We start from the raw sequence: 21,225 nt of genomic DNA, 5'->3' as shown, positions 1-21,225 counted from the left end.
GTCCGCGCCGCCCACCAGACGAGGATTCCAGCATGACCGACGCGCCCACGCGCTGGCCGATCCACGGCCGCATCGGCGGCCCCATCGTGATGATCGGCTTCGGGTCGATCGGGCGCGGGACGCTCCCGCTGATCGAGCGCCATTTCGAGTACGACAAGGCCCGCTTCACGGTGATCGACCCGGTCGACACCCATAAGGCGCTCGCCGAGAAGCACGGCCTGCGCTTCGAGACCGTCGCGCTCACGCCCGAAAATTACCGCGAGGTGCTCACCCCGCTCCTCACCGAGGGCGGCGGCCAGGGCTTCTGCGTGAACCTGTCGGTGGACACCTCCTCCCGCGCCATCATGGAGCTGTGCCGGGAACTCGGCGCCCTCTACGTCGACACCGTCGCCGAGCCGTGGCCGGGCTTCTACTTCGACAAGACCCGCAGCCAGGGCGACCGCACCAACTACGCGCTCCGCCAGGACATCCTCGACGCCCGCGCGCAGAAGCCGGGCGGGCCGACCGCCGTGTCCTGCTGCGGCGCCAACCCGGGCATGGTCTCGTGGTTCGTGAAGCAGGCGCTGCTCAACATCGCCAAGGACACCGGCGTCACCGATCCCGAGCCGAAGAGCCGGGAGGAGTGGGCCGGGCTCATGCACAAGCTCGGCGTGAAGGGCGTGCACATCGCCGAGCGCGACACGCAGCGGGCCAAGAACCCGAAGCCGCGCGGCGTCTTCGTCAACACGTGGTCGGTGGAGGGCTTCGTCTCCGAGGGCAACCAGCCGGCCGAGCTCGGCTGGGGCACCAACGAGACCTGGATGCCGGAGAACGCCCGCGAGCAGGACAAGGGCTCGCGCTGCGCGATCTACCTGCTCCAGCCCGGCGCCGACACCCGCGTGCGCACCTGGGTGCCCACCGCCGGGGCGCAGTTCGGCTTCCTCGTGACCCACAACGAGGCGATCTCGATCGCCGACTACTACACGGTGCGCGAGGGCGAGAAGGCGGTGTTCCGCCCGACCTGCCACTACGCCTACCACCCGGCCGACGACGCGGTGCTGTCGCTGCACGAGATGTGGGGCAACGCCGGCACGGTGCAGGAGAAGCACCACATCCTCGACGAGACCGAGATCGTCGACGGCATCGATGAGCTCGGCGTGCTGGTCTACGGCCACGCCAAGAACGCCTATTGGTACGGCTCGCAACTCTCCATCGAGGAGACCCGCCGCATCGCCCCCTACCAGAACGCCACCGGCCTTCAGGTGACGAGCGCGGTGCTCGCCGGCATGGTCTGGGCGATCGAGAACCCCGAGGCCGGCATCGTGGAGGCCGACGAGATCGACTTCCGCCGCTGCCTGGAAGTGCAGACGCCGTATCTTGGCCCGGTCGTCGGCGTGTACACCGACTGGACCCCGCTCACCGACCGTCCGGGCCTGTTCCCGGAGGACATCGACACCAGCGATCCTTGGCAGTTCCGCAACGTGCTGGTGCATCGCTGAGGCGTTGCGGGCCGGTGCCCTGGCACCGGCCCGCCCGCTCAGATATCGACCACGAAATCCGCCCGGTAGGTCGCCCCCTCGACGGGGTTGGCGACCCAGCGGCAGCGTCCGATCCGCATGTCGTGGCCGGCGTGGAAATGGCCCGAGACCCACAGGTCCGGCCGTGATTCGTCCGCGAGGTCGTCGAGCAGCGTCGTCGCGTAGAAGGCCGGCACCCACCAGGGCACGCCGGGAGCATCCCGGAACCGGTCGGCGGCGAGCGGGCTCGCCGGGTGATGGGTGATGACGACCGTCTTCCCCCCATGCGGCACGGCGAGCGCGGCGAGCAGCGCCTCGCGCTCGGTCAGATGCGCCGCCATCGCGTCGGCGGGCTGCCACGCGTGGCCGTCCGCCCGCTTGATCGAACCGCGATATTCCCGCGAGCCCGTCACCGGGTCGGTCATTCGCGCGGCGGCGTAGGCGGCCGGGTCCGCCGGACGGTCGGGGGCGTCGGGCGGGAGCCAGCGGCCGGCGAGGCGCCAATCGCTCCACAGGGTCGTGCCGAGGAAGCGCACGCCGTCGATCTCCACCGATCGCCCATGCCCGAGCAGATGGATCCCCGCGCCGAGGGTGTTCAGGTGCTCCACCTCCGCGACCAGGGCGGCGAGCAGTTCCGGCGCCGTGCGGGTGTCGCCGGTCGGCGCGTAATGCTCGTGGTTGCCCGGCACCAGCACCACCGGCCGCCCCTGCGCGAGGTGCAGCAGCGCCGCGAGCCCCCGCTCGGGATGGCCCTCGTAGAGGTCCCCCGCGCAGGCGAGCACGTCGAAGTCGCCCGTGGGCGGCGCGATCAGGTCGAGGCGGCGCCGTTCGAGGTGCAGGTCGGAGAGCGGAAAGATGCGCATGGGAGGTCTCACCCGGCGGCGCGCCGCTCGGCGGCGGCGGCGCGGAGGATGTCGATGGCCGAATCGGCGTTGAGGATCGCGATCAGCCCGGCCGCGACGAGGTCCGGCCAGGGGGAGGGCACGAACACCGTCGTGAGCCCCGCCGCGACCACGGCGAGGTTGGCCACCGTGTCGTTGCGGGCCGAGAGGTAGGCGGCGCGGGTGAGGCTGCCGGAGCCCGAGCGGTGCTTGGCGAGCATCGTCGCGCAGGCGAGGTTCACCGCGAAGGCCCCGAGCCCGGTGAGCATCAGCGGCAGCGGCGCGGGCGGCGTGAAATCCGAGAACTTGTCCCAGGCGGCATAGGCCCCGGCCAGCGCCGGCAGGATCAGCAGGAACGCGAGGCCGGTGCCGAGCCGCGCCCGGTTGCGGGCGCTCCAGCCGAGGCCGGCGAGGATCAACAGGTTGATCGCCGCGTCCTCCAGGAAGTCGAGGCTGTCCATCACCAGGGCGACGGAGGCGATGGCGAGCGCCACCGCGATCTCCACGACGAAGCAGGCCCCGTTCAGGGCAGCCACGCGCGCCACGACCGGGCGCAGGGCGGCGGGCGGGGTGGCGGCGGGATCGAGACTCATCCGGGATCCGGGCGGGAGGGATGCGGCCCGCCTCTTGTCCCGGCGCGGCCCTCCTGTCGAGGCGCCGGCCGTCAGAAAAGTCTGCGGACGGGTCAAGAAAGTTGCGCCTTAGTCCGGGTGGATTCGCCGCCCCGCCTGTGCGACCCCCTAGGGGAGAAGGCCGACATCCACGGCGGCCGCAACCGGAGGTCCCGTCGAGCCATGCTGCCGGAACTGCGCGTCCTGTATTTCGAGGATCTGGAAGTCGGTCTGTCCGAGACTCTGACGAAGACCATCGCCTCGTCCGACGTGGTGGGCTTCGCCGAGATCACCGGCGACCGCAACCCGATCCACCTCTCCGAGCACTTCGCCGCGCGCACGCCCTTCGGCACGCGCATCGCCCACGGCCTCTACACCGCCGGGCTGATCTCCGCCGTGCTCGGCACCCGCCTGCCGGGGCCGGGGGCGGTCTACATCTCGCAGACCCTGAACTTCCGCGCGCCCGTGCGCATCGGCGACACCGTGGACGTGACGGTGACGGTGGCCGAGTTGATCCCCGAGCGCCGCCGCGCCCGGCTCGCCTGCCTCTGCGCCGTCTCCGGCGAGCCGGTGCTCGACGGCGAGGCCTGGGTGAAGGTGCCGAACCGCGCCGAGGCCGATCCGCTGGCCGCGCGGATGGAGAAGAGCCGCATCGCGCCGAGCGATGCCTGAGATCCGTGACGCCTGAGCCGATCCACGACCCGGCCGACCCGCGCCTCGACCCCTACACAAGGATGCGCGAGCGCGACCTTGTCGGCCGTGCCGGGCGGTTCGTGGTGGAGGGCGAGGTGACGCTCCGGCTGCTCCTCGGCCCGCGCTCGCGCTTCCGGGCCGAATCGCTCCTCCTCGCCCCCGAGCGGCTTCCCGGCCTCGCGGGGGCGCTGGGGGGCTGCGCGGCGCCGGTCTACGTGGCCGACAAGCCGGTGATGGGCGCGGTGACGGGCTTCCCGATCCACCGGGGCGTGCTGGCGATCGGCCTGCGCGGGGACGAGCCCGCGCCGGAGGCGATCGTGCCGCCCGCGCCGGCCCCCGCCCTGGTGCTGGCGCTGGCGGGGCTGACGAACCACGACAATGTCGGCGCGGCCTTCCGCAACGCCGCCGCCTTCGGGGCGGATGCGGTGCTCCTCGATGCCGCGACCTGCGATCCGCTCTACCGCAAGGCGATCCGCGTCTCGGCGGGGGCGGCCCTGGTCACGCCCTTCGCGCGGCTGGCGGAGGGCACCGACTGGCTGGCGCTCGCCGACAAGCTCGGCCTCGAAGCCCTGGCGCTCAGCCCCGGCGCGGGGGAGGACCTGGGCCAGCGCCCCCTGCCGGCCCGTGCGCTCCTCATCCTCGGCACCGAGGGGCCGGGATTGGAGGCGGGCTTGATCCGGCGGGCGCGGGGTTTACGCATCCCGATGGCGGGAGATTTCGATTCGCTCAACGTCGCCACGGCGGCCGGCATCGTCCTGCATGCGCTGGCGCTCGTACAGGGACGGTTGAACGCAGGCCCCGCATAATGATTCCGGGTTCGCATCAACGGGGGATACACACGTTCCATCCGCAATCCGGCGCGCGACAATGGGCTGCAATTGCCGTTCGACGCGCTATCTCTAGCTTGGCCCTACAGGACCAGGGGTTGAACGGGAGTTCGTGGCGTTGCTTCAGGCGCGGGATGGGTTGAGGGCGCTCTCGGGGCGTCGGGTCGCCGTTGTCGGCGCCGGCCCGGGCGGATTGGCCACCGCGCTCCTGCTGGCGCGGGCGGGCATTCACGTCACGCTGTTCGAGAAGGACAGCCAGGTCGGCGGCCGCACCAAGACGGTGGAGGCGCCGGGCGGCTACAAGTTCGACATCGGCCCGACCTTCTTCCTGTACCCGCAGATCCTGGCGGACATCTTCAACAGCTGCGGCGAGCGCCTCGAAGACCACGTGAAGCTGGAGCGGCTCGATCCGCAGTACCACCTCGTCTTCGAGGGCGACGGCGGCATTTCCGGCGAGATCCGCGCCACCGGAGACCTCGACAGGCTGGAGGCGGAGATCGGCCGCCTCGCCCCGGACGACGCGAAGAACGTGAAGAAGTTCTTCACGGAGAACCGCAAGAAGCTCGACTATTTCAAGCCGGTGCTGGAACAGCCGTTCCACCGCTTCCTCAGCATGGCGAGCCCGGCCATGCTCGCCGCCCTGCCCCATCTCCACCCCGGCCGCAGCGTCGACAGGGACCTGAAGCGCTACTTCGCCGACCCGCGGGTGCGGCTCGCCTTCTCGTTCCAGACCAAATACCTCGGGATGAGCCCGTTCCGCTGCCCGAGCCTGTTCACGATCCTCTCGTTCCTCGAATACGAGCACGGGGTGTACCACCCGGTGGGCGGCTGCGGCGCCATCTCGGAGGCGATGGCGGGGCTGGCGCGGCGGATGGGCGTGGACGTGCGCCTCAACGCCGACGTCGAGCGCGTGACGTTCGACGGGACCCGCGCCAACGGCGTCGTGGTGGACGGCGAGACCTTCCGCTCGGACGCGGTGGTCATCAACGGCGACTTCGCCAAGGTGGTGAAGGCCCTGGTCCCCGAGCAGCACCGCCCCCGCTGGCGCGACGCCAAGATCGCCGACGCGCGGCTCTCCTGCTCGACCTTCATGCTCTACCTCGGGATCGAGGGCAAAATGCCCGCGAGCCTGTCGCACCACACGATCCTGCTCGCCGAAAACTATGAGCAGAACATCCGCGAGATCACCGAGGGGACGCTGCCGATGCAGCCCTCCCTCTACGTCCAGCACGCGGGCTACACCGATGGCGGTATGGCGCCCCCCGGCCACACCGCCCTCTACGTGCTGGTGCCGGTGCCGAACCTGAAGGCCGGGATCGACTGGCCGGCGATCCGCGAATCCTACCGCGCCCTGGCGCTGGAGCGGCTGAAGCTCCTCGGCCTCCACGACATCGAGGAGCGCATCCGCTACGAGCGTGTCATCGATCCGACCCAGTGGGAGAGCGATTTCGCCGTCTACGAAGGCGCGACCTTCAACCTCGCCCACGACCTGATGCAGATGCTGTGGTTCCGGCCGCACAACCGCTTCGGGCCGGGCCTCTACCTCGTCGGCGGCGGCACCCATCCGGGTTCCGGCCTGCCGGTGATCTACGAGGGCGCGCGCATCTCGGCCAAGCTGCTCATCGAGGAACTGGCCGGCGCCCGCGCCGTCGAGAATGCGGGCCTGCCCGAGACGGCGCCCCTGGCCGCGCCCGGCGAAGCCTCTTGACGCGCCCCGCCCTCGCCCGGCTCTGCGGCACCGCCCTGCTCCTCGCCCTCATGGGCCCGGCGCGGGCGGCGGCGATCCAGGTGGAGGTCGATGGGGCGGAGCCCGGCGCCGGGCCCGTGCTCGTGGCGCTCTGCCAGGGCGGGCTGTCCGGCGACGCCTGCGGCCAGGGCGACAGGGAAAGCAGCGCCTCGGGCAGTGCCCGCTTCCTGTTCCGCGATGTCCCGCCCGGCACCTACGCGGTGGCCGCCTTCCAGGACAGCAACGGCAACGGCCAGCTCGACCGCACCGGCCTCGGCCTGCCGCTGGAGCCCTACGGCTTCTCGAACGATTCGGGGCGGCGGGGGCGGCCGGATTTCCGTGAGGCGGCGTTCACCCTGCGCGAACCAGGCGTCTCCCTCCGCGTGCGGCTCGTCCGCGCCCTGCCGAGGCGCTGATCGCCATGGGGCGCCCCTTGGGGCCTGTGCCCTCGGAGCCTGTGGCGGTCCTCGGCGGCGTCTCCCTCGCCCTGCGCGGCCGGACGGTGCTCGACGGGATCGACCTCGCCCTCGGGGCGGGGGAGACCCTGGCGCTGCTCGGCCCGAACGGCGCGGGCAAGACCTCGCTGATGCGCCTCGTGGCCGGGCGTCTGACGCCCGATGCCGGCAGCGTGCGCGTCGGGGGGGCCGATCCGCACCGCTCCGGCGAGGCCCGCCGGGCGGTGGGCTGGGTGCCGCAGGAGATCGCCCTCTACCCGCGCCTGACCGTCGCCGAGAACCTCTCGGTCTTCGCGCAACTCGCCGGCCTTCCCCGCCGGGAGCGGCGGGAGGCCGTCGCGCGGGTGCTGGCGCTGGCCGACATCGCGGACGTCGCGGGGCACGTGGTGGCGACCCTGTCGGGGGGCTACCAGCGCCGTGTCAACATCGCCGCCGGGCTGATCGGGCAACCCGCCCTCGTGCTGCTGGACGAGCCGACCAACGGCGTCGATCTCGCCGCCCGCGCCGCGATCCACGCCGTGCTGCAGCGCCTGCGTGAGCAGGGCACGGCGATCCTCATCGCGACCCATGATTTTCCGGAGGCCGAACGGCTCGCCGACCGGGTGGCCTTCCTCGCGCAGGGGCGGATCGTCCGCGAGGGCCATCTGGCCGACCTGCTCGCGCGCCTGCGCACCGGCCCGCCGGAGCGGGAGCTGATCCTCGACACCGCGCCCGACGCCGCCGCCGAACTGGTCCTGCGCCGGGCGGGCTTCACCCCGGCCGGGGCCTCGGGCCTGCGCTGGCGCACGGGCGAGCGGGCGGGCCTCGACGGGGCGGCGCTCCTCGGGACCCTGCGCGCTCAGGGCGTGCCGGTGAGCGAGGTGCGGGTGCGCTCGCCGCGTCTCGAAACCCTCTATCTCGAAGCGCTACGCCCCCGCGACGTGGGCGAGGCCGGGGCCGCCGCGCGGCCCCTCACCGCGGGGCTGACCCGATGATCGGCGCCGCCTTCCGGGTGATGCTGCTCTCGCTGGTGCGGGACCGGGCGGCGCTCGTCATGGCCTTCGTGCTGCCGACGGTGATCTTCTCGATCTTCGCGGCGATCTTCTCCGGCGCCATCGGCGACCGGATCCGCATCCATCTCGGCCTCGCCGACCTCGCGGGCACGCCCGCCACCCACCGGCTGATGGACGCGCTGACCGCCGACCCGTCCCTGCGTGTCACCCGCCTCGACGCGAAGAGCCTCGCGGAGGTGGCGCGGGAGGTGCGGGCGGGCGAGGTCGACGTGGCGCTCGCCCTGCGCGGCGACCTGATCGCGGGAACGTCTGGAGATGCCCCCGCCCCGGCGGACCAGCCCATCGTGCTGGTGGAGAACCCGGCCAAGGCGCTGGCGACGCCCATCGCGCTCGGCCAGTTGCAGCGGGTGCTGAACGAGGCGATGCCCGACGTGGTGCTCTCGCGGGTGATCGCGGATGTCGAGCGCACCGGCAAGATCGGCGCGGACGAGCGGCGCTTCCTCGACGACGCCTTCGCCGAGCAGCGGGCGAAGAAGGAGCCCTTCTCCTTCGCGAGCCTCGTGGAGCGGGTGAGCACCGCCTCCGGCACCGCCAACGCGCGGGTGAGCTACTATGCCGGGGCGATCACCGCCGTGTTCCTGCTCTTCGCGGCGATGCAGGGCGCCCTCTCCCTGGTGGAGGAGCGCGAATCCGGCCTCAGCGACCGCCTGATGGCCGGGCCGGGCGGGCTGCCGGTGGTGGTGCTCGGCAAGTTCGGCTTCCTCACCGCCCAGGGCGTGGTCCAGGCCGGGCTGATCTTCCTCGCGGCGGGGCTGCTCTACGGGGTCGAGATCGGCCCGCATTGGCCCGCCTTCCTCGCCGCGTGCCTGCTCGTCTCAGCCATGGCCGCCGGGCTCGCCCTCGCCGCCTGCGCGCTGGCCGCCTCGCGCCAGCAGGCGCATCTCGCGGCGACCTTCGGCGTGCTGCTCCTCTCGGCGGTCGGCGGCTCGATGGTGCCGCGCTTCCTGATGCCGCCCTGGCTGCAGCAGGCCGGCTGGCTGACCCCGAACGCCTGGGCGATCGAGGCCTACCAATCCGCCCTCGGCGAGGGCCTGCCCGCCGCCCTGCCGGCCCTGGCGGTGCTCGCCGCCATGGCGCTGGCCGGCCTCGGCGTCGCGCTGGCGAGCGTGTCGCGGCGGACGATCTGATGGCCCCTCTGGGATCCCGTCGGCGCGCAGAAACCCGGTGGATGTCTCGTGCCGCGACGGGAGGGCGCGTTGACCCCCGCCGGCTCGCATCTAGCTTGACACACAGGGCCGGGCCGTTCGTCTCGCCCATGCGGAGCGTGCCCAGTTCATGAGCCAGGATTCGAGGGTCGCGGTGATCGGCTCAGGCCTCGGGGGGCTTGCCGCCGCCTGCGTCGCCGCCGCCAGGGGCCATCGCGTCACCGTCTACGACAAGAACGGCTGGCTCGGGGGCAAGGCCGCCGTCCTGCACGAGGCCGGCTTCCGCTTCGACATGGGGCCGACTATCCTCACCGTGCCGCGGGTACTGGAGCGCATCTTCGCGGAGGCCGGGCGCTCGGTGCACGATTACATGGACCTGCGCCGGCTCGATCCGCAATGGCGCTGCTTCTTCGACGACGGCACCCGCATCGACCTGATGCAGGACGTGGCCACCATGGCCACCGAGATGGACCGCTTCGCCCCCGGCACCGGGGAGGGCTATAAAAAATTCATCTCCATCTCCGAGCACCTGCACGGCGTTTCGGAAAAGTTCTTCTTCTGGAAGCCGGTCGAGGATCTGTTCGACACGATCAACATCCGCGAGAACATGAATCCCGGCACCCTGCGGGACGTGCTCTCCCTGCGGATGCATGCTTCGGTGGCCTCCACCATCCGGGGCAAGGTCAAGGACGCGCGTCTGGCGCAGATGCTCGACCACTTCGTCCAGTATGTCGGCTCCTCGCCCTACGGCGCGCCGGCCGTGCTCTGCGCCATCGCCCACATGCAGACCTCCGAGGGGGTCTGGTACCCGATGGGCGGCACCCGCGCCGTGGCGGAGGGCCTCGCCAAGCTCGCCGAGGAACTCGGCGCGACGCTGAAGCCCGGCATCGAGGTGACGGGGATCGACACCACGGGCGGCGCCGTGCGCGGCGTGCGCACCGCCGAGGGCTCCACGCCCTTCGACGCCGTGATTTCCAACATGGATTCGGTGCGCACCTACAAGGAGTTGATCGGCGGCGAGCCGGGAAAATCCTTCGAGAAGAAGAACCCCGAGCCGGCCTGTTCCGGCGTGGTGCTCTATCTCGGGCTGAAGGAGCGCTACGAGCACCTTGCCCACCACGATTTCGTCTTCTCCCGCGATCCCGAGGAGGAGTTCGAGTACATCTACCGCAAGGGCGAGCCCGCCCCGGACCCGACCGCCTACCTCGCGGCCCCCTCCTCCACCGATCCCTCCGTGGCCCCCGAGGGCGGCGAGGCGCTCTACGTCCTCGTCCACACGCCGTACCTGCGCCCGCACCACGATTGGCGCCCGGACGGGCCGCTGTTCCAGAACTACCGCCGCACCATCCTCGACAAGCTGAAGCGCACCGCCGGCCTCACCGACCTGGAGGACCGGATCGTCGTGGAGCGCCACCTGACGCCCCAGGACATCCACGAGCGCTACAAGGTGCTGAACGGCGCGATCTACGGGCTGGCCTCGCACGGCAAGGTGATGGGCGCGTTCAAGCCGGGCAACCGCTCGCGGCAGGTGCGCGGCCTCTACCTCGCGGGCGGCGCCGCCCATCCCGGTCCCGGCATGCCGATGGTGATGATGTCCGGCTGGATCGCCGCCGACGCCCTCGACGCGGATGCGCGCGGGCAAGGGGCGGCGCCAGAGCGCAAGTCGGCGTGAGCCGGGCCGTCGCGAGGCAGGGAGGCACGAGGGACCGGCGCCCCCTGCCCCGCACGTCCCCCGCCCTGTGGCGGTTCATGGTGGCGTGGTTCGACCGCTACCTGCGCCGCCATCTCGACGGGCTGAACCTGCCGCTGTGGAGCGCCCCGCCGGTGACGGGGCATCCCGGCCCGGTGGTGATCTATTGCAACCACCCGGCATGGTGGGATGCGGCGGTGATCATCCTGCTCGCGGGACGGCTCTTCCCCGGCCGCGACCACCGCGCGCCGTTCGATGCGGCGATGCTCGCCAAGTACCGGATCTTCGAGCGGATGGGCGCCTTCGGCGTCGATCTCGAGACCGCGCGAGGCGGGGCGCAGTTCCTCGCCGCCGCGCGGGACATCCTCGCCCGGCCCGGCGCCCTGATGTGGATCACCGCGCAGGGCCGCTTCCAGGACGTGCGGGTGCGCCCCCTCGGCCTGCGCCCCGGCGTCGCCCGGCTGGCGGAACTGGCGCCCGACGCGCTGTTCGTGCCCCTCGCCCTGGAATATGCCTTCTGGGAGGAGCGCGGCGCCAAGGCCTTCGCCGCCTTCGGGCCGGCGATGAGCGCGGCCGACCTCGCCGCCCTGCCGCGGGCGGACCGCCTCGCCCGCCTCGAAGGGGCGCTCACCGACACCCTCGACCGCCTCGGCGCCGACGTGTCGACCCGCGACCCCGCCCGCTTCCGGCCGCTGCTGGCCGGGCGGAAGGGCGTCGGCGGCCTCTACGACCTGTGGCGGCGCGGAGCCGCCCGGCTGCGCGGCCGGCCCTTCGACCCCGCCCATCGCAGCCCCAGCCCCTGAGCGAGGCCATGCTGACTGTCCTCGCCCTGCTCTGCGTGCTCGCCGCCCTCCTCCCGGCGGGGCTCGCGGTGGCGAACCTCCTCGTGTTGAGGAGCCCCGAACCGGAACCGGGCGACGACCTCGTCTCGATCCTGATCCCCGCCCGCAACGAGGCCGGCAACATCGCGGGCACCGTGCGCGCGGCGCTGGCGAGCACGGGTGTCCCCATCGAGGTGATCGTCGGCGACGACCATTCGACCGACGACACCGCCGCGATCGTGACCGGCCTCGGCGACCCGCGCATGCGCCTCGCCCCCGTGCCCGACCTGCCCGAGGGCTGGACCGGCAAGAACCACGCCTGCGCCCACCTCGCGAGCCAGGCCCGGGGCCGGCGGCTCCTCTTCATCGATGCGGACGTCACCCTGGAGCCGCAGGCCGCCGCGGCCCTCTCGGCCCATGCCCGGGCGACGGGCGCGGCCCTGGTGAGCGCCGTGCCCCGCCAGCGCATGGACACGCTCGGCGAGCGGCTGACCGTGCCGATGATCAACTTCCTCCTCGTCGGCTACCTGCCCATGCCGCTGATGCGGCGGCTGCCGAACCCCTCGCTCGCCACCGCCTGCGGGCAACTCGTGCTGTTCGACGCGGAAGCCTATGCCGCCACCGGGGGCCACGGCGCCGTGCGGGCCTTCCTCCACGACGGCGTGCGCCTCGCGCCGATCTTCCGCCGGGCGGGCTACCGGACGGACCTCGTGGCGGGTGCCCGGATCGCCACCTGCCGGATGTATGACGGCTTCCCCGCCGCCTGGGCCGGGTTCTCGAAGAACGCCCACGAGGGCCTCGCCACGCCCCGCGCCCTGCCCCTGTGGACGGCGCTGCTCGGCCTCGGCCATCTGCTGCCGGTGTTCCTCGTCCTCGCCGGGCTGTTCGGCCTGCTGCCGCCGGATACCGCGTGGCTCGGCGGGCTGGCCCTCGCCCTCTCGCTCGCCACCCGCGCCGCGATCACGGTCGCCACCCGCGAGCCGGCGGCGACGATCCTCCTCCACCCGGCCTCCATCGCCGTGGCGCTGGCGATCCAGTGGAACGTGCTGCTGCGCCGGGAGCGCGCCGGGGCGGCGACGTGGAAGGGGCGCAGCTACCCGGTCGGCGGGGCCTGAGTCTCCTCCAGGATCCAGGCGGCGGTGGCAGGGTCGGCCCCGTCCACCGGCAGGGTCAGGAGGATCGGCGTCTCGTAGGGGTGGCGGGCCTTCACGGCGGCGAAGAGCGCGTCCTTCAGCCCCTCGCGGCTCTTGAGGATCGCGGCCACCTCGTTCGCCCGCTCGACCTTGCCCTTCCAGGCATAGACCGAACTCATCGCCGACAGGACGTTGACGCAGGCGACCAGCCTGTCGCGCACCAGGGCCTCGCCGATGTTGAGGGCGGAGGCCTCATCGGGAAAGGTCGTATAGACGAGGAGCGGGCGCTCCATGCTATGCCTCCATCGTGCGGTCCCCCTGAGTGGGTGCCGCGACGGCCGACGTCAACCGGGCGGGTCCGCTCGACAGTTTGGGAGCCCCGCCCGTGACCCCGATCCGCCGGCCCGTGTCCGTCTAGCGTCATGCGCAGCAAGACCATCGCCTTCGTGGCGAGCCCGACCCGCGACGCCCGCGAGGCCGCCGCCCTGCTGATGCGGCGCTACGATCACGTCTCGCCCGAGGAGGCGGACGTCGTCGTGGCGCTCGGCGGCGACGGCCTGATGCTGCAGGTGCTGCACCGTTTCATGGACGCGCCGAAGCCCATCTACGGCATGAACCGGGGCACGGTCGGCTTCCTGATGAACGAGTTCGGGGAGGACGACCTGCGCGAGCGCCTGGACAACGCCCATCGCAGCGTCATCCACCCGCTCCTCATGCAGGCCACGGACACGGAGGGCCGCGCCCACACCGCGCGGGCGATCAACGAGGTCTACCTCCTGCGCCAGACGCACCAGACGGCGAAGCTGAAGATCTCCGTCGATGGGCAGGTGCGGCTCGAACAGCTCATCGCGGACGGCGTGCTCTGCGCCACCGCCGCCGGCTCGACGGCCTACAACCTCTCCGTGGGGGGGCCGATCCTGCCGCTGGACGCCAAGCTGCTGGCGCTGACGCCAATCTCGGCCTTCCGGCCCCGGCGCTGGCGCGGGGCGCTGCTGCCGGATTACGCCCGCATCCACATCGAGGTGCTGGATGCCGGCCACCGGCCCGTGGCGGCGGTGGCCGACCACACCGAGTTCCGCCGGGTCTGCACCGTGGAGACCTCCCTCGACCGCACCACGGACCTCGTGCTGCTGCACGATCCGGGGCACAGCCTGGATGAGCGGATCCTGCGGGAGCAGTTCGGCTAGGGCATCGATCCAGACAGAGGCGTCAGCCGTGTCTGGAAGAATTGATGCAAAGACAATAAGCTAGGGCAGAGACGCATGAACGGAGTGAGTGCGTCACTGCCCTAGGGCCGCCGGTACACCCAGACCCGCGCGGGCGGCAGGTTCAGCCACACCCGGTTCGACGGGGCGGCGGTGTAGCTGCCGGCCTCGCACTTGGCGGGGATCGGCGGCACCACCGCGTAGGTGAACTGGATGAAGGGCGCGCCCGGCCGCATCAGGTCGTGGGCGGCGTTGAGCAGGTCGAGGCGCTGCTCCAGCGGCTTGGTGAACAGCGGCAGGCTGGAGATCGTCGCCGCACCGGGCTCCGCGAGCACCGAATCGAGCGTCGCACGGATGTTGTAGGCATCGCCCCGGATCACCGTGACGCCGGGGAAGCGGCGGGCGAGGAGGCGGCAGAAATCCGGGTTGAACTCCACGAGGATCAGCCGCTCCGGGGCGATGCCCCGGCGGATCAGCGCCTCCGTCACCGGGCCGGTGCCCGGTCCCAACTCGATCACCGGGCCGTCCTGCTGCGGATCGACATAGGAGGCCATGGTCCGGGCGAGCATCCGGCCCGAGGGCGTCACCGCCCCGGTGACGAGGGGCCGCTCCAGCCACGAGCGCAGGAACCTCGCTTCGTCCTCCAGTGGATCGCGGCGGGGCCCGAGGAGGCGGCCCTCACGGAGACGGCCTTCGAGGCCGGGGACCTTTGCACTGGAGTGGCGCAGCGGCGGCAAGTCCTGGATTCCCGATGCCGTGGAGAGTCGAAAGTGTGTAGCAGGCTAACGTATCTATCGTCCGGTCAAGGCGCCGCCTAGGGTGTCTGCGCCACGGCGGGGCGCCATGCACGCATGACCGTTCGGGGGCTCATGCCTTCGCGGCGCCCCCGAAGAACTCGCGAACCTTGGAAAAGAACCCTGCCGATTCCGGATGATTTTCCGGCGAGGCGGATTGGTCGAACTCCAGCAGCAGCTCGCGCTGGCGCTTGGTGAGGTTCTGCGGGGTCTCGACGAAGACCTGGATGTAGAGGTCGCCGACCTCGCGCGAGCGCAGCACCGGCATGCCCTTGCCCTTGATGCGGAACTGCTTGGCCGTCTGCGTGCCGGCCGGGATGCGCACCTGAGTCTGCGACCCGTCGATCACCGGCACGGTGATCTCGCCCGCCAATGCCGCCGTCACCATGGAGATCGGCACCCGGCAGAAGAGGTCCGCCCCGTCGCGCTGGAAGAACTCGTGCGGCTTGATCGAGAGGAAGACGTAGAGATCCCCCGAGGGCCCCCCGCGCAGGCCGCTCTCGCCCTCGCCCGCGAGGCGGATGCGCAGGCCGTCATCGACGCCCGCCGGCACGTTGATGGAGAGCGTCCGCTCCCGGTTGACCCGGCCCGCGCCCTGGCAGTTCGGGCAGGGATCGTCCACGATCTCGCCGCGTCCGTGGCAGTTCGGGCAGGTGCGCTCGATGGCGAAGAACCCCTGCGCCGCCCGCACCCGGCCGAAACCGCCGCAGGTCGAGCAGGGACGCGGCTTGGAGCCGGGCTTGGCGCCCGAGCCCGAGCAGGTCTCGCAGGTGATCGAGGTCGGGATCTTGATGGTCTCGGCCTTCCCGGTGAAGGCCTCCTCCAGGGAGATTTCGAGGTTGTAGCGCAGGTCCGCGCCGCGCTCGCGCCCGGGGGTGCTGCTGCGCCGCCCGCCGCCGCCGCCACCGCCGGCCCCCCGGCCGTCGCCGAAGAAATTGTCGAAGATGTCCGACATGAAGTCGCCGAACTCGTTGCCGAAGCCCGGCCCGCCGCCACCGCCCTGGCTGAAGGCGGCATGGCCGAACCGGTCGTAGGCGGCGCGCTTCTGACCGTCGGAGAGGCACTGATAGGCCTCGTTGATCTCCTTGAACTTGATCTCGGCTTCCTTGTCGCCGGGATTGCGGTCCGGATGATAGGTCATCGCGAGCTTGCGGAAGGCGGTTTTCATCTCGCCGTCCGTGGCGGTCCTCGCGACCCCCAGCACCTCATAATAGTCCCGCTTCGACATCCCTGCCCTCAGGTGCCTTCCCGTCCGCGCCTTGCTTTCCGATGAAGGAGAGCGTGCGCACGCACAAGCGAAGACGGGGCCGGATCGCTCCGGCCCCGTAAAGTTTCAGACGAGCGTGGCGATTAAGCCCGCTTCTTCTGGTCCTTCTCGTCGACCTCCTGGAAGTCGGCGTCGATGACGTCGTCCTTCTTCTCGGCCGACGCCTCGCCACCGGCCGCCGCGCCATCCGGCCCGGCCGACTGGCTCGCGGCGTACATTGCCTCGCCGAGCTTCATGGACGCCTGCATCAGGTCCGTGGTGCGGGCCTTGATGGTCTCGACGTCCTCGCCTTCCAGGGCGGTCTTGAGGGCCGTGATGGCCGTCTCGATGGTGCCCTTGTCGGCGGCCGAGACCTTGTCGCCGTACTCCTTCACCGACTTCTCGGTGGAGTGCACGAGGCTCTCGCCCTGGTTCTTCACCTCGACCAGCTCGCGGCGGCGCTTGTCCGCCTCGGCATTGGCCTCGGCGTCCTTCACCATCCGCTCGATGTCCGAATCGGACAGGCCGCCCGAGGCCTGGATGCGGATCTGGTGCTCCTTGTTCGTCGCCTTGTCCTTGGCCGTCACGTTGACGATGCCGTTGGCGTCGATGTCGAACGTCACCTCGATCTGCGGCATGCCGCGCGGGGCCGGCGGGATGCCGACGAGGTCGAACTGGCCGAGCAGCTTGTTGTCCGCCGCCATCTCGCGCTCGCCCTGGAAGACCCGGATCGTGACCGCGTTCTGGTTGTCTTCGGCCGTCGAGAAGGTCTGGGACTTCTTGGTCGGGATCGTGGTGTTGCGGTCGATCAGGCGGGTGAACACGCCGCCCAGCGTCTCGATGCCGAGCGACAGCGGGGTGACGTCGAGGAGCAGCACGTCCTTCACGTCGCCCTGGAGCACGCCGGCCTGCACCGCCGCGCCGATGGCCACGACCTCATCCGGGTTGACGCCCTTGTGGGGCTCCTTCCCGAAGAAGGACTTCACCACCTCCTGGATCTTCGGCATGCGGATCATGCCGCCCACGAGCACCACCTCGTCGATCTCGGCGGGCGTGACGCCGGCATCCTTGAGGGCCTTGCGGCAGGGCTCGATGGTCCGCTGGACGAGGTCGTCCACCAGGGACTCGAACTTGGCGCGCGAGAGCTTGAGCGCGAGGTGCTTCGGGCCGGTCTGGTCGGCGGTGATGTAGGGCAGGTTGATCTCGGTCTGCGTCGAGGACGACAGCTCGATCTTGGCCTTCTCAGCGGCCTCCTTGAGGCGCTGGAGGGCGAGCTTGTCCTTGGTCAGGTCGATGCCCTGCTCCTTCTTGAACTCGGCGGTCAGGTACTCGACCACGCGGTTGTCGAAGTCCTCGCCGCCGAGGAAGGTGTCGCCGTTCGTGGACTTCACCTCGAACACGCCGTCGCCGATCTCCAGGATCGAGACGTCGAAGGTGCCGCCGCCGAGGTCGTAGACCGCGATGGTGCCGGCCTTCTTCTTGTCGAGGCCGTAGGCCAGCGCCGCCGCCGTCGGCTCGTTGATGATGCGCAGGACCTCGAGACCGGCGATCTTGCCGGCGTCCTTGGTCGCCTGACGCTGGGCGTCGTTGAAGTACGCCGGGACGGTGATGACCGCCTGCGTGACCGGCTGGCCGAGATGGGCCTCCGCCGTCTCCTTCATCTTCTGAAGGGTGAAGGCCGAGATCTGCGACGGCGAGTACTTCTTGCCGTCGGCCTCGACCCAGGCGTCGCCGTTGTCGCCGCGCACGATCTTGTAGGGGACGAGACCCTTGTCCTTCTGGGTCATCGGGTCGTCGTAGGTGCGCCCGACCAGGCGCTTGATGGCGAAGAACGTCCGCTCGGGGTTCGTCACCGCCTGCCGCTTGGCCGGCTGGCCGACGAGCCGCTCGCCGTCGTCGGTGAAGGCCACGATCGACGGGGTGGTGCGGGCGCCTTCCGAATTCTCGATGACCTTCGGCTGCGTGCCTTCCATGACGGCCACGCAGGAATTGGTGGTGCCGAGGTCGATACCGATTACTTTACCCATGGTGGGATCCCTCTTCTGTCGCGTTCAAGCAGACCGCCGAGCCCCGAAGCAGCTCGGCCCATGGCATTTCAGAACTCGCGATGGAGACTGACGCATCTGATGTGAGTACGGGACCCGGGCCGGATCAAGGGCCGCGAACGGCCGAAATCCAGCGGATAATCCCGCGTCGTCGGCGATATAAGAACCGCCGCCCGACGCCGCAAGAAGCCTTGGCATGAACGCGGTCTCCGCGGCCACTGCCTTCGGCCGCCAGGGGTTTTCAACCCTCACCAGGGAATCGGCCCTTCCGCACAGCCGCAATTTGTTGCTCCGCTGCCACGTCAGCGCCACCGATGGCGTGTTAACCCTGTCCCGTGGGATCGAGACCGGCCCCCGCAGGAAAATCACTCGACAGAGCCGTCCTTGCCCGCGCGCCAGCCCCGACCGACCCGCCTTCTCCTGCTCACCGCCCTGGCGGCGGGGCTCGCCCTCGGGGCGCCCGTCCGCCCGGCGGAGGCGCAGAATTTTCTCGAACGGCTGTTCGGCATCAAGCCGGAGCGTCCGCCCGTGCCGCCCCAGCGCATCCCGGAGGGCGCCCCCGCCCCCGGCGGGCCGGAGGAGCCGGGCCAGCCGGGATCGTCGGCCCCCGAGGCGGCCCGCCCCGCCCCGGTGCCCCGTGCCCCGGTGGTGCTGAAGGCCCCGAGCGAGGATGGAATCCTCAACCAGGACCTGCAGCTCAACGGCACGACCGGCGCCCTGAAGCTCGAACGGGCCGGCACGGGCCTCACGGCCACCGTGACCCTGCCGGGCACCAAGGTCTCGCAGCCGACCGAGACGTGCAGCGTCAAGCTCGGCGGCGGCAAGCCGATCGCCCTGAATGCCGCCGGCAAGCCGGAGGGCGTGCCGCGCTACGAGGCGCCGGCCGCCGAATGCCCCCTGCGGTTGGACGTGACCGAGGGCGGCGTGATGGTGACGACCGTCGAGTCCGGCCAGACCTGCACCTTCTCGGCCGACGATTGCGCGACGACGCCGGTCGGGCTGTGGGGGCCGCCGGCCGCCACGCTGATCCCCCGCGCGGGGGAGTTCGACACGGCCCGGGGCGTCGCGGACAAGTCGGTGCGCGACAATTACAAGCTCATGACCCAGCGGGCCCGGCGGGAGGATGTCCGCCCGATCGTGGCCGAGCAGGCCGCCTTCTCGGCGGACCGGGAGCAGTTCTGCCGGAGCTACGCCCGCGAGGGCACGCACGGCTTCTGCCACCTGCGCTTCACGGAGAACCGCTCGCTGGCGCTGGCGACGCGGCTCGGCGCCAACACCGCCGCGCCCACGACGACGGTCGCCGCCCCGCGCAAGCCGAGGCCGAAACCCTCCGTCGAGGGCATGAACCCGGACGCGTTCGGCGGCCCCGAACCCGAGTAGCGGATTTCTCAGGGGGGCCCGTCAGGCCCGCCCGACGCTCGCGGAGAGCATGGCGGGGTCGATCCCGTTGTCCCGCAGGGTCCGCTCGTACTTGGATTCCAGATCCGGCGCGAAGATCAGGCTCGGATCCGCCTGGCAGTTGAGCCAGCCATTGGCCATGATCTCGCTTTCGAGCTGCCCCGCCTGCCAGCCGGCATAGCCGAGGGCGAGCACGGCGTTGGCCGGGCCCTCGCCGCTGGCGATGGCGCGCAGGATCTCCACCGTGGCGGTGAGGCAGATCCCGTCGTCGATGATGAGCGTCGATTGCGCGATGTGGAAATCGTCCGAGTGCAGGACGAACCCGCGCCGCCCCTCCACCGGCCCGCCCATCAGCACCGGCATGTGGCCGACGCGCTCGCGCAGGCGGATCGCGTCCGCCTCGGGCGCCACGTCGAGCTGCACCAGCAGGTCCGGCATGCTGATGTCGGTGGCGGGCTTGTTGACGATGATTCCCATCGCCCCGTCGGAGGAATGGGCGCAGATGTAGATCACCGAGCGCGCGAACCTCTCGTCCGCCATCCCGGGCATCGCGACCAGGAACTGACCATCGAGGAAATTCGTGCCGGAGAGCGCCGTCTGCCGGGGAGGAAGGGTGGTCGGCATGGTTATATGCTGGCCCTGCGGTGGCGTGTTGTCCAGCGGACAACGTGATTGTGCAACCTCGATTTCCGCCCGCCGGTGCCGGCTGCCTCGACAGGCCCAGTCCGCCACGCTACGTCACCCCCGAGCCAGCGGGGAACCCCGCCCCAGCGGAGAGACCAGATGATCCAGGTCGGCGACCACCTGCCTCAGGCGACCTTCCGGGTGATCGGCCCCGAAGGCCCGATCGCGCGCACCACGGACGACATGTTCAAGGGCCGTCGGATCGTGCTGATCGGCGTGCCCGGCGCCTTCACCCCGAGCTGCCACCGCAACCATCTGCCGGGCTTCGTGCAGCACCGGGAGGCCATCCTGGGCAAGGGCGTCGACGCCATCGCCGTGACCAGCGTCAACGACGTGTTCGTGCTGGACGCCTGGGCCAAGGCGAGCGCGGCCGAGGGCATCGAGTTCCTGGCGGACGGCAACGCCGACTTCGCCAAGGCGATCGGCCTCGAGATGGACGGCACGGGCTTCGGCCTCGGCATCCGCTCCAAGCGCTATTCCATGCTCGTCGAGGACGGCGTGGTGCGGATCCTCAACGTCGAGGAATCGCCCTCGAAGGCCGAGGCGTCCGGTGCCGAGGCCCTCCTGAAGGTTCTCTGACGAGGGGGCGCGAGGGGGTTTGACGGGCGCGCCCTCGTGAGGCCATGTTCTGCGGGCTAAGGCAGCGGGCGCTCACCCGCAGCCGGCCCCCGAGGACCCATGGCCTTCCTGCACGACCTGCCCATCGCCGACCTGATCGCGAATTACGGCTACATCGCCATCTTCGTGATCATCACGCTCGAGAGCGCGGGCGTGCCCTGCCCCGGCGAGACCGTGCTGATCTCGGCGGCGGTCTATGCCGGCAGCACCGGCAACCTCGACATCGCGGGGGTGATCGCCGCCGCCGCGACGGCCGCGATCCTCGGCGACAACCTCGGCTACTGGGCCGGGCGGCGCTGGGGGATGCCCCTGCTGCTGCGCTACGGCCACCTGATCGCCCTCGACCACGGCCGGCTCAAGCTGGGGCAGTACCTGTTCCGGCGGCATGGCGGGAAGATCGTGTTCTTCGGCCGCTTCACCGCGATGCTGCGTGCCTACGCGGCCCTGCTCGCCGGGGTGAACCGCCTGGATGCCCGCCGCTTCTTCGTCTTCAACGCGCTGGGCGGCGTGACCTGGGCGGCGAGCATGGGCCTCGGCTCGTATTATTGCGGCCGCTCCATCGAGAAGGTCGCCGGGCCGGTGGGCCTCACCCTCCTCGCCCTGGTGATCTTCGGCGGCATCGCCCTGTGGGCCTTCGTGCGCCGCCACGAGGCGCGCTTGCTCGTGAAGGCCGAGAGCGCGATCCCCGGGCCGCTGGCCTGAGCC

The 21,225-nt window shown here is 71.1% G+C and carries 21 protein-coding genes; 14 read left to right on the top strand and 7 right to left on the bottom strand.

Annotated features, from left to right (window positions below; translation table 11 throughout):
- The first annotated feature begins 32 nt into the window (after positions 1–32).
- Positions 33–1,478, top strand: a complete 1,446-nt coding sequence (locus ACXJ1Y_RS17655; RefSeq protein WP_463847451.1) for a homospermidine synthase — start codon at positions 33–35, stop codon at positions 1,476–1,478.
- A 38-nt stretch (positions 1,479–1,516) separates the two neighbouring features.
- On the opposite strand, the gene ACXJ1Y_RS17650 is transcribed toward ACXJ1Y_RS17655, so the two are convergent.
- Together ACXJ1Y_RS17650 and ACXJ1Y_RS17645 are read right to left on the bottom strand one after the other, a co-directional pair.
- On the bottom strand, positions 1,517–2,359 hold the full coding sequence (locus ACXJ1Y_RS17650; protein WP_463847450.1) for a metallophosphoesterase: 843 nt from the start codon (positions 2,357–2,359) through the stop codon (positions 1,517–1,519).
- 8 nt (positions 2,360–2,367) lie between these two features.
- Positions 2,368–2,970, bottom strand: a complete 603-nt coding sequence (locus tag ACXJ1Y_RS17645; protein WP_463847449.1) for a cation efflux transmembrane domain-containing protein — start codon at positions 2,968–2,970, stop codon at positions 2,368–2,370.
- A 201-nt stretch (positions 2,971–3,171) separates the two neighbouring features.
- On the opposite strand from ACXJ1Y_RS17645, the gene croR reads away from it, so the two are divergent.
- The 9 genes from croR to ACXJ1Y_RS17600 all read left to right on the top strand — a co-directional run bounded on the left by croR (position 3,172) and on the right by ACXJ1Y_RS17600 (position 12,512).
- The gene (gene croR / locus ACXJ1Y_RS17640; RefSeq protein ID WP_463847448.1) at positions 3,172–3,660 is read left to right on the top strand and encodes a 3-hydroxybutyryl-CoA dehydratase; all 489 of its coding nucleotides are present in this window, start codon (positions 3,172–3,174) and stop codon (positions 3,658–3,660) included.
- 62 nt (positions 3,661–3,722) lie between these two features.
- Positions 3,723–4,487, top strand: coding sequence for a TrmH family RNA methyltransferase (locus tag ACXJ1Y_RS17635; RefSeq protein WP_463850152.1), 765 nt, complete (start codon positions 3,723–3,725; stop codon positions 4,485–4,487).
- 139 nt (positions 4,488–4,626) lie between these two features.
- On the top strand, positions 4,627–6,216 hold the full coding sequence (locus ACXJ1Y_RS17630; protein WP_463850151.1) for a phytoene desaturase family protein: 1,590 nt from the start codon (positions 4,627–4,629) through the stop codon (positions 6,214–6,216).
- Positions 6,217–6,266: 50 nt separating this feature from the next.
- Entirely contained in the window at positions 6,267–6,650 is a 384-nt protein-coding gene (locus tag ACXJ1Y_RS17625; RefSeq protein WP_463850150.1) for a DUF2141 domain-containing protein, read from the top strand.
- A 5-nt stretch (positions 6,651–6,655) separates the two neighbouring features.
- Positions 6,656–7,663, top strand: a complete 1,008-nt coding sequence (locus ACXJ1Y_RS17620; RefSeq protein ID WP_463847447.1) for an ABC transporter ATP-binding protein — start codon at positions 6,656–6,658, stop codon at positions 7,661–7,663.
- Positions 7,660–8,868: an ABC transporter permease gene (locus ACXJ1Y_RS17615; RefSeq protein ID WP_463847446.1), complete on the top strand. Its 1,209-nt coding sequence runs from the start codon at positions 7,660–7,662 to the stop codon at positions 8,866–8,868. Before ACXJ1Y_RS17620 ends, ACXJ1Y_RS17615 begins: the two co-directional genes overlap by 4 nt.
- Positions 8,869–9,016: 148 nt before the next feature.
- Entirely contained in the window at positions 9,017–10,558 is a 1,542-nt protein-coding gene (locus ACXJ1Y_RS17610; protein WP_463847445.1) for a phytoene desaturase family protein, read from the top strand.
- Positions 10,559–10,635: 77 nt separating this feature from the next.
- On the top strand, positions 10,636–11,379 hold the full coding sequence (locus ACXJ1Y_RS17605; protein ID WP_463850149.1) for a lysophospholipid acyltransferase family protein: 744 nt from the start codon (positions 10,636–10,638) through the stop codon (positions 11,377–11,379).
- An 8-nt stretch (positions 11,380–11,387) separates the two neighbouring features.
- Positions 11,388–12,512, top strand: coding sequence for a glycosyltransferase family 2 protein (locus tag ACXJ1Y_RS17600; protein WP_463847444.1), 1,125 nt, complete (start codon positions 11,388–11,390; stop codon positions 12,510–12,512).
- On the opposite strand, the gene cutA is transcribed toward ACXJ1Y_RS17600, so the two are convergent.
- Positions 12,491–12,823, bottom strand: coding sequence for a divalent-cation tolerance protein CutA (cutA, locus tag ACXJ1Y_RS17595; protein ID WP_463847443.1), 333 nt, complete (start codon positions 12,821–12,823; stop codon positions 12,491–12,493). The two genes, ACXJ1Y_RS17600 and cutA, sit on opposite strands and share 22 nt — an antisense overlap.
- Positions 12,824–12,952: 129 nt before the next feature.
- Between cutA and ACXJ1Y_RS17590 the strand changes: the two genes are divergently transcribed.
- A complete protein-coding gene (locus tag ACXJ1Y_RS17590; RefSeq protein WP_463847442.1) occupies positions 12,953–13,717 on the top strand; it encodes an NAD kinase in 765 nt (254 codons plus the stop codon).
- A gap of 101 nt (positions 13,718–13,818) precedes the next feature.
- On the opposite strand, the gene ACXJ1Y_RS17585 is transcribed toward ACXJ1Y_RS17590, so the two are convergent.
- The 3 genes from ACXJ1Y_RS17585 to dnaK all read right to left on the bottom strand — a co-directional run bounded on the left by ACXJ1Y_RS17585 (position 13,819) and on the right by dnaK (position 17,802).
- Complete coding sequence (locus ACXJ1Y_RS17585; RefSeq protein ID WP_342162333.1) at positions 13,819–14,472, bottom strand: class I SAM-dependent methyltransferase; 654 nt, start codon at positions 14,470–14,472, stop codon at positions 13,819–13,821.
- A gap of 130 nt (positions 14,473–14,602) precedes the next feature.
- The gene (gene dnaJ / locus ACXJ1Y_RS17580) at positions 14,603–15,757 is read right to left on the bottom strand and encodes a molecular chaperone DnaJ (protein WP_463847441.1); all 1,155 of its coding nucleotides are present in this window, start codon (positions 15,755–15,757) and stop codon (positions 14,603–14,605) included.
- 122 nt (positions 15,758–15,879) lie between these two features.
- Positions 15,880–17,802, bottom strand: coding sequence for a molecular chaperone DnaK (dnaK, locus tag ACXJ1Y_RS17575; RefSeq protein ID WP_463847440.1), 1,923 nt, complete (start codon positions 17,800–17,802; stop codon positions 15,880–15,882).
- A gap of 402 nt (positions 17,803–18,204) precedes the next feature.
- Between dnaK and ACXJ1Y_RS17570 the strand changes: the two genes are divergently transcribed.
- Positions 18,205–19,200: a hypothetical protein gene (locus tag ACXJ1Y_RS17570; RefSeq protein ID WP_463847439.1), complete on the top strand. Its 996-nt coding sequence runs from the start codon at positions 18,205–18,207 to the stop codon at positions 19,198–19,200.
- A 21-nt stretch (positions 19,201–19,221) separates the two neighbouring features.
- Here the strand turns inward: ACXJ1Y_RS17570 and ACXJ1Y_RS17565 are convergent, their stop codons facing one another.
- The gene (locus ACXJ1Y_RS17565) at positions 19,222–19,842 is read right to left on the bottom strand and encodes a YqgE/AlgH family protein (protein WP_243959553.1); all 621 of its coding nucleotides are present in this window, start codon (positions 19,840–19,842) and stop codon (positions 19,222–19,224) included.
- 159 nt (positions 19,843–20,001) lie between these two features.
- Here ACXJ1Y_RS17565 and ACXJ1Y_RS17560 point away from each other — a divergent pair, with 159 nt between their 5' ends.
- Both ACXJ1Y_RS17560 and ACXJ1Y_RS17555 read left to right on the top strand, forming a co-directional pair.
- Positions 20,002–20,481, top strand: a complete 480-nt coding sequence (locus tag ACXJ1Y_RS17560) for a peroxiredoxin (protein WP_463847438.1) — start codon at positions 20,002–20,004, stop codon at positions 20,479–20,481.
- 99 nt (positions 20,482–20,580) lie between these two features.
- Entirely contained in the window at positions 20,581–21,222 is a 642-nt protein-coding gene (locus ACXJ1Y_RS17555) for a DedA family protein (protein ID WP_463847437.1), read from the top strand.
- Positions 21,223–21,225: the final 3 nt, after the last annotated feature.

The organism is Methylobacterium sp. TK26, from assembly GCF_055361565.1.
The sequence above is the reverse complement of the archived record's forward strand: the minus strand, read 5'-3'. Positions and strand labels throughout refer to the sequence as shown.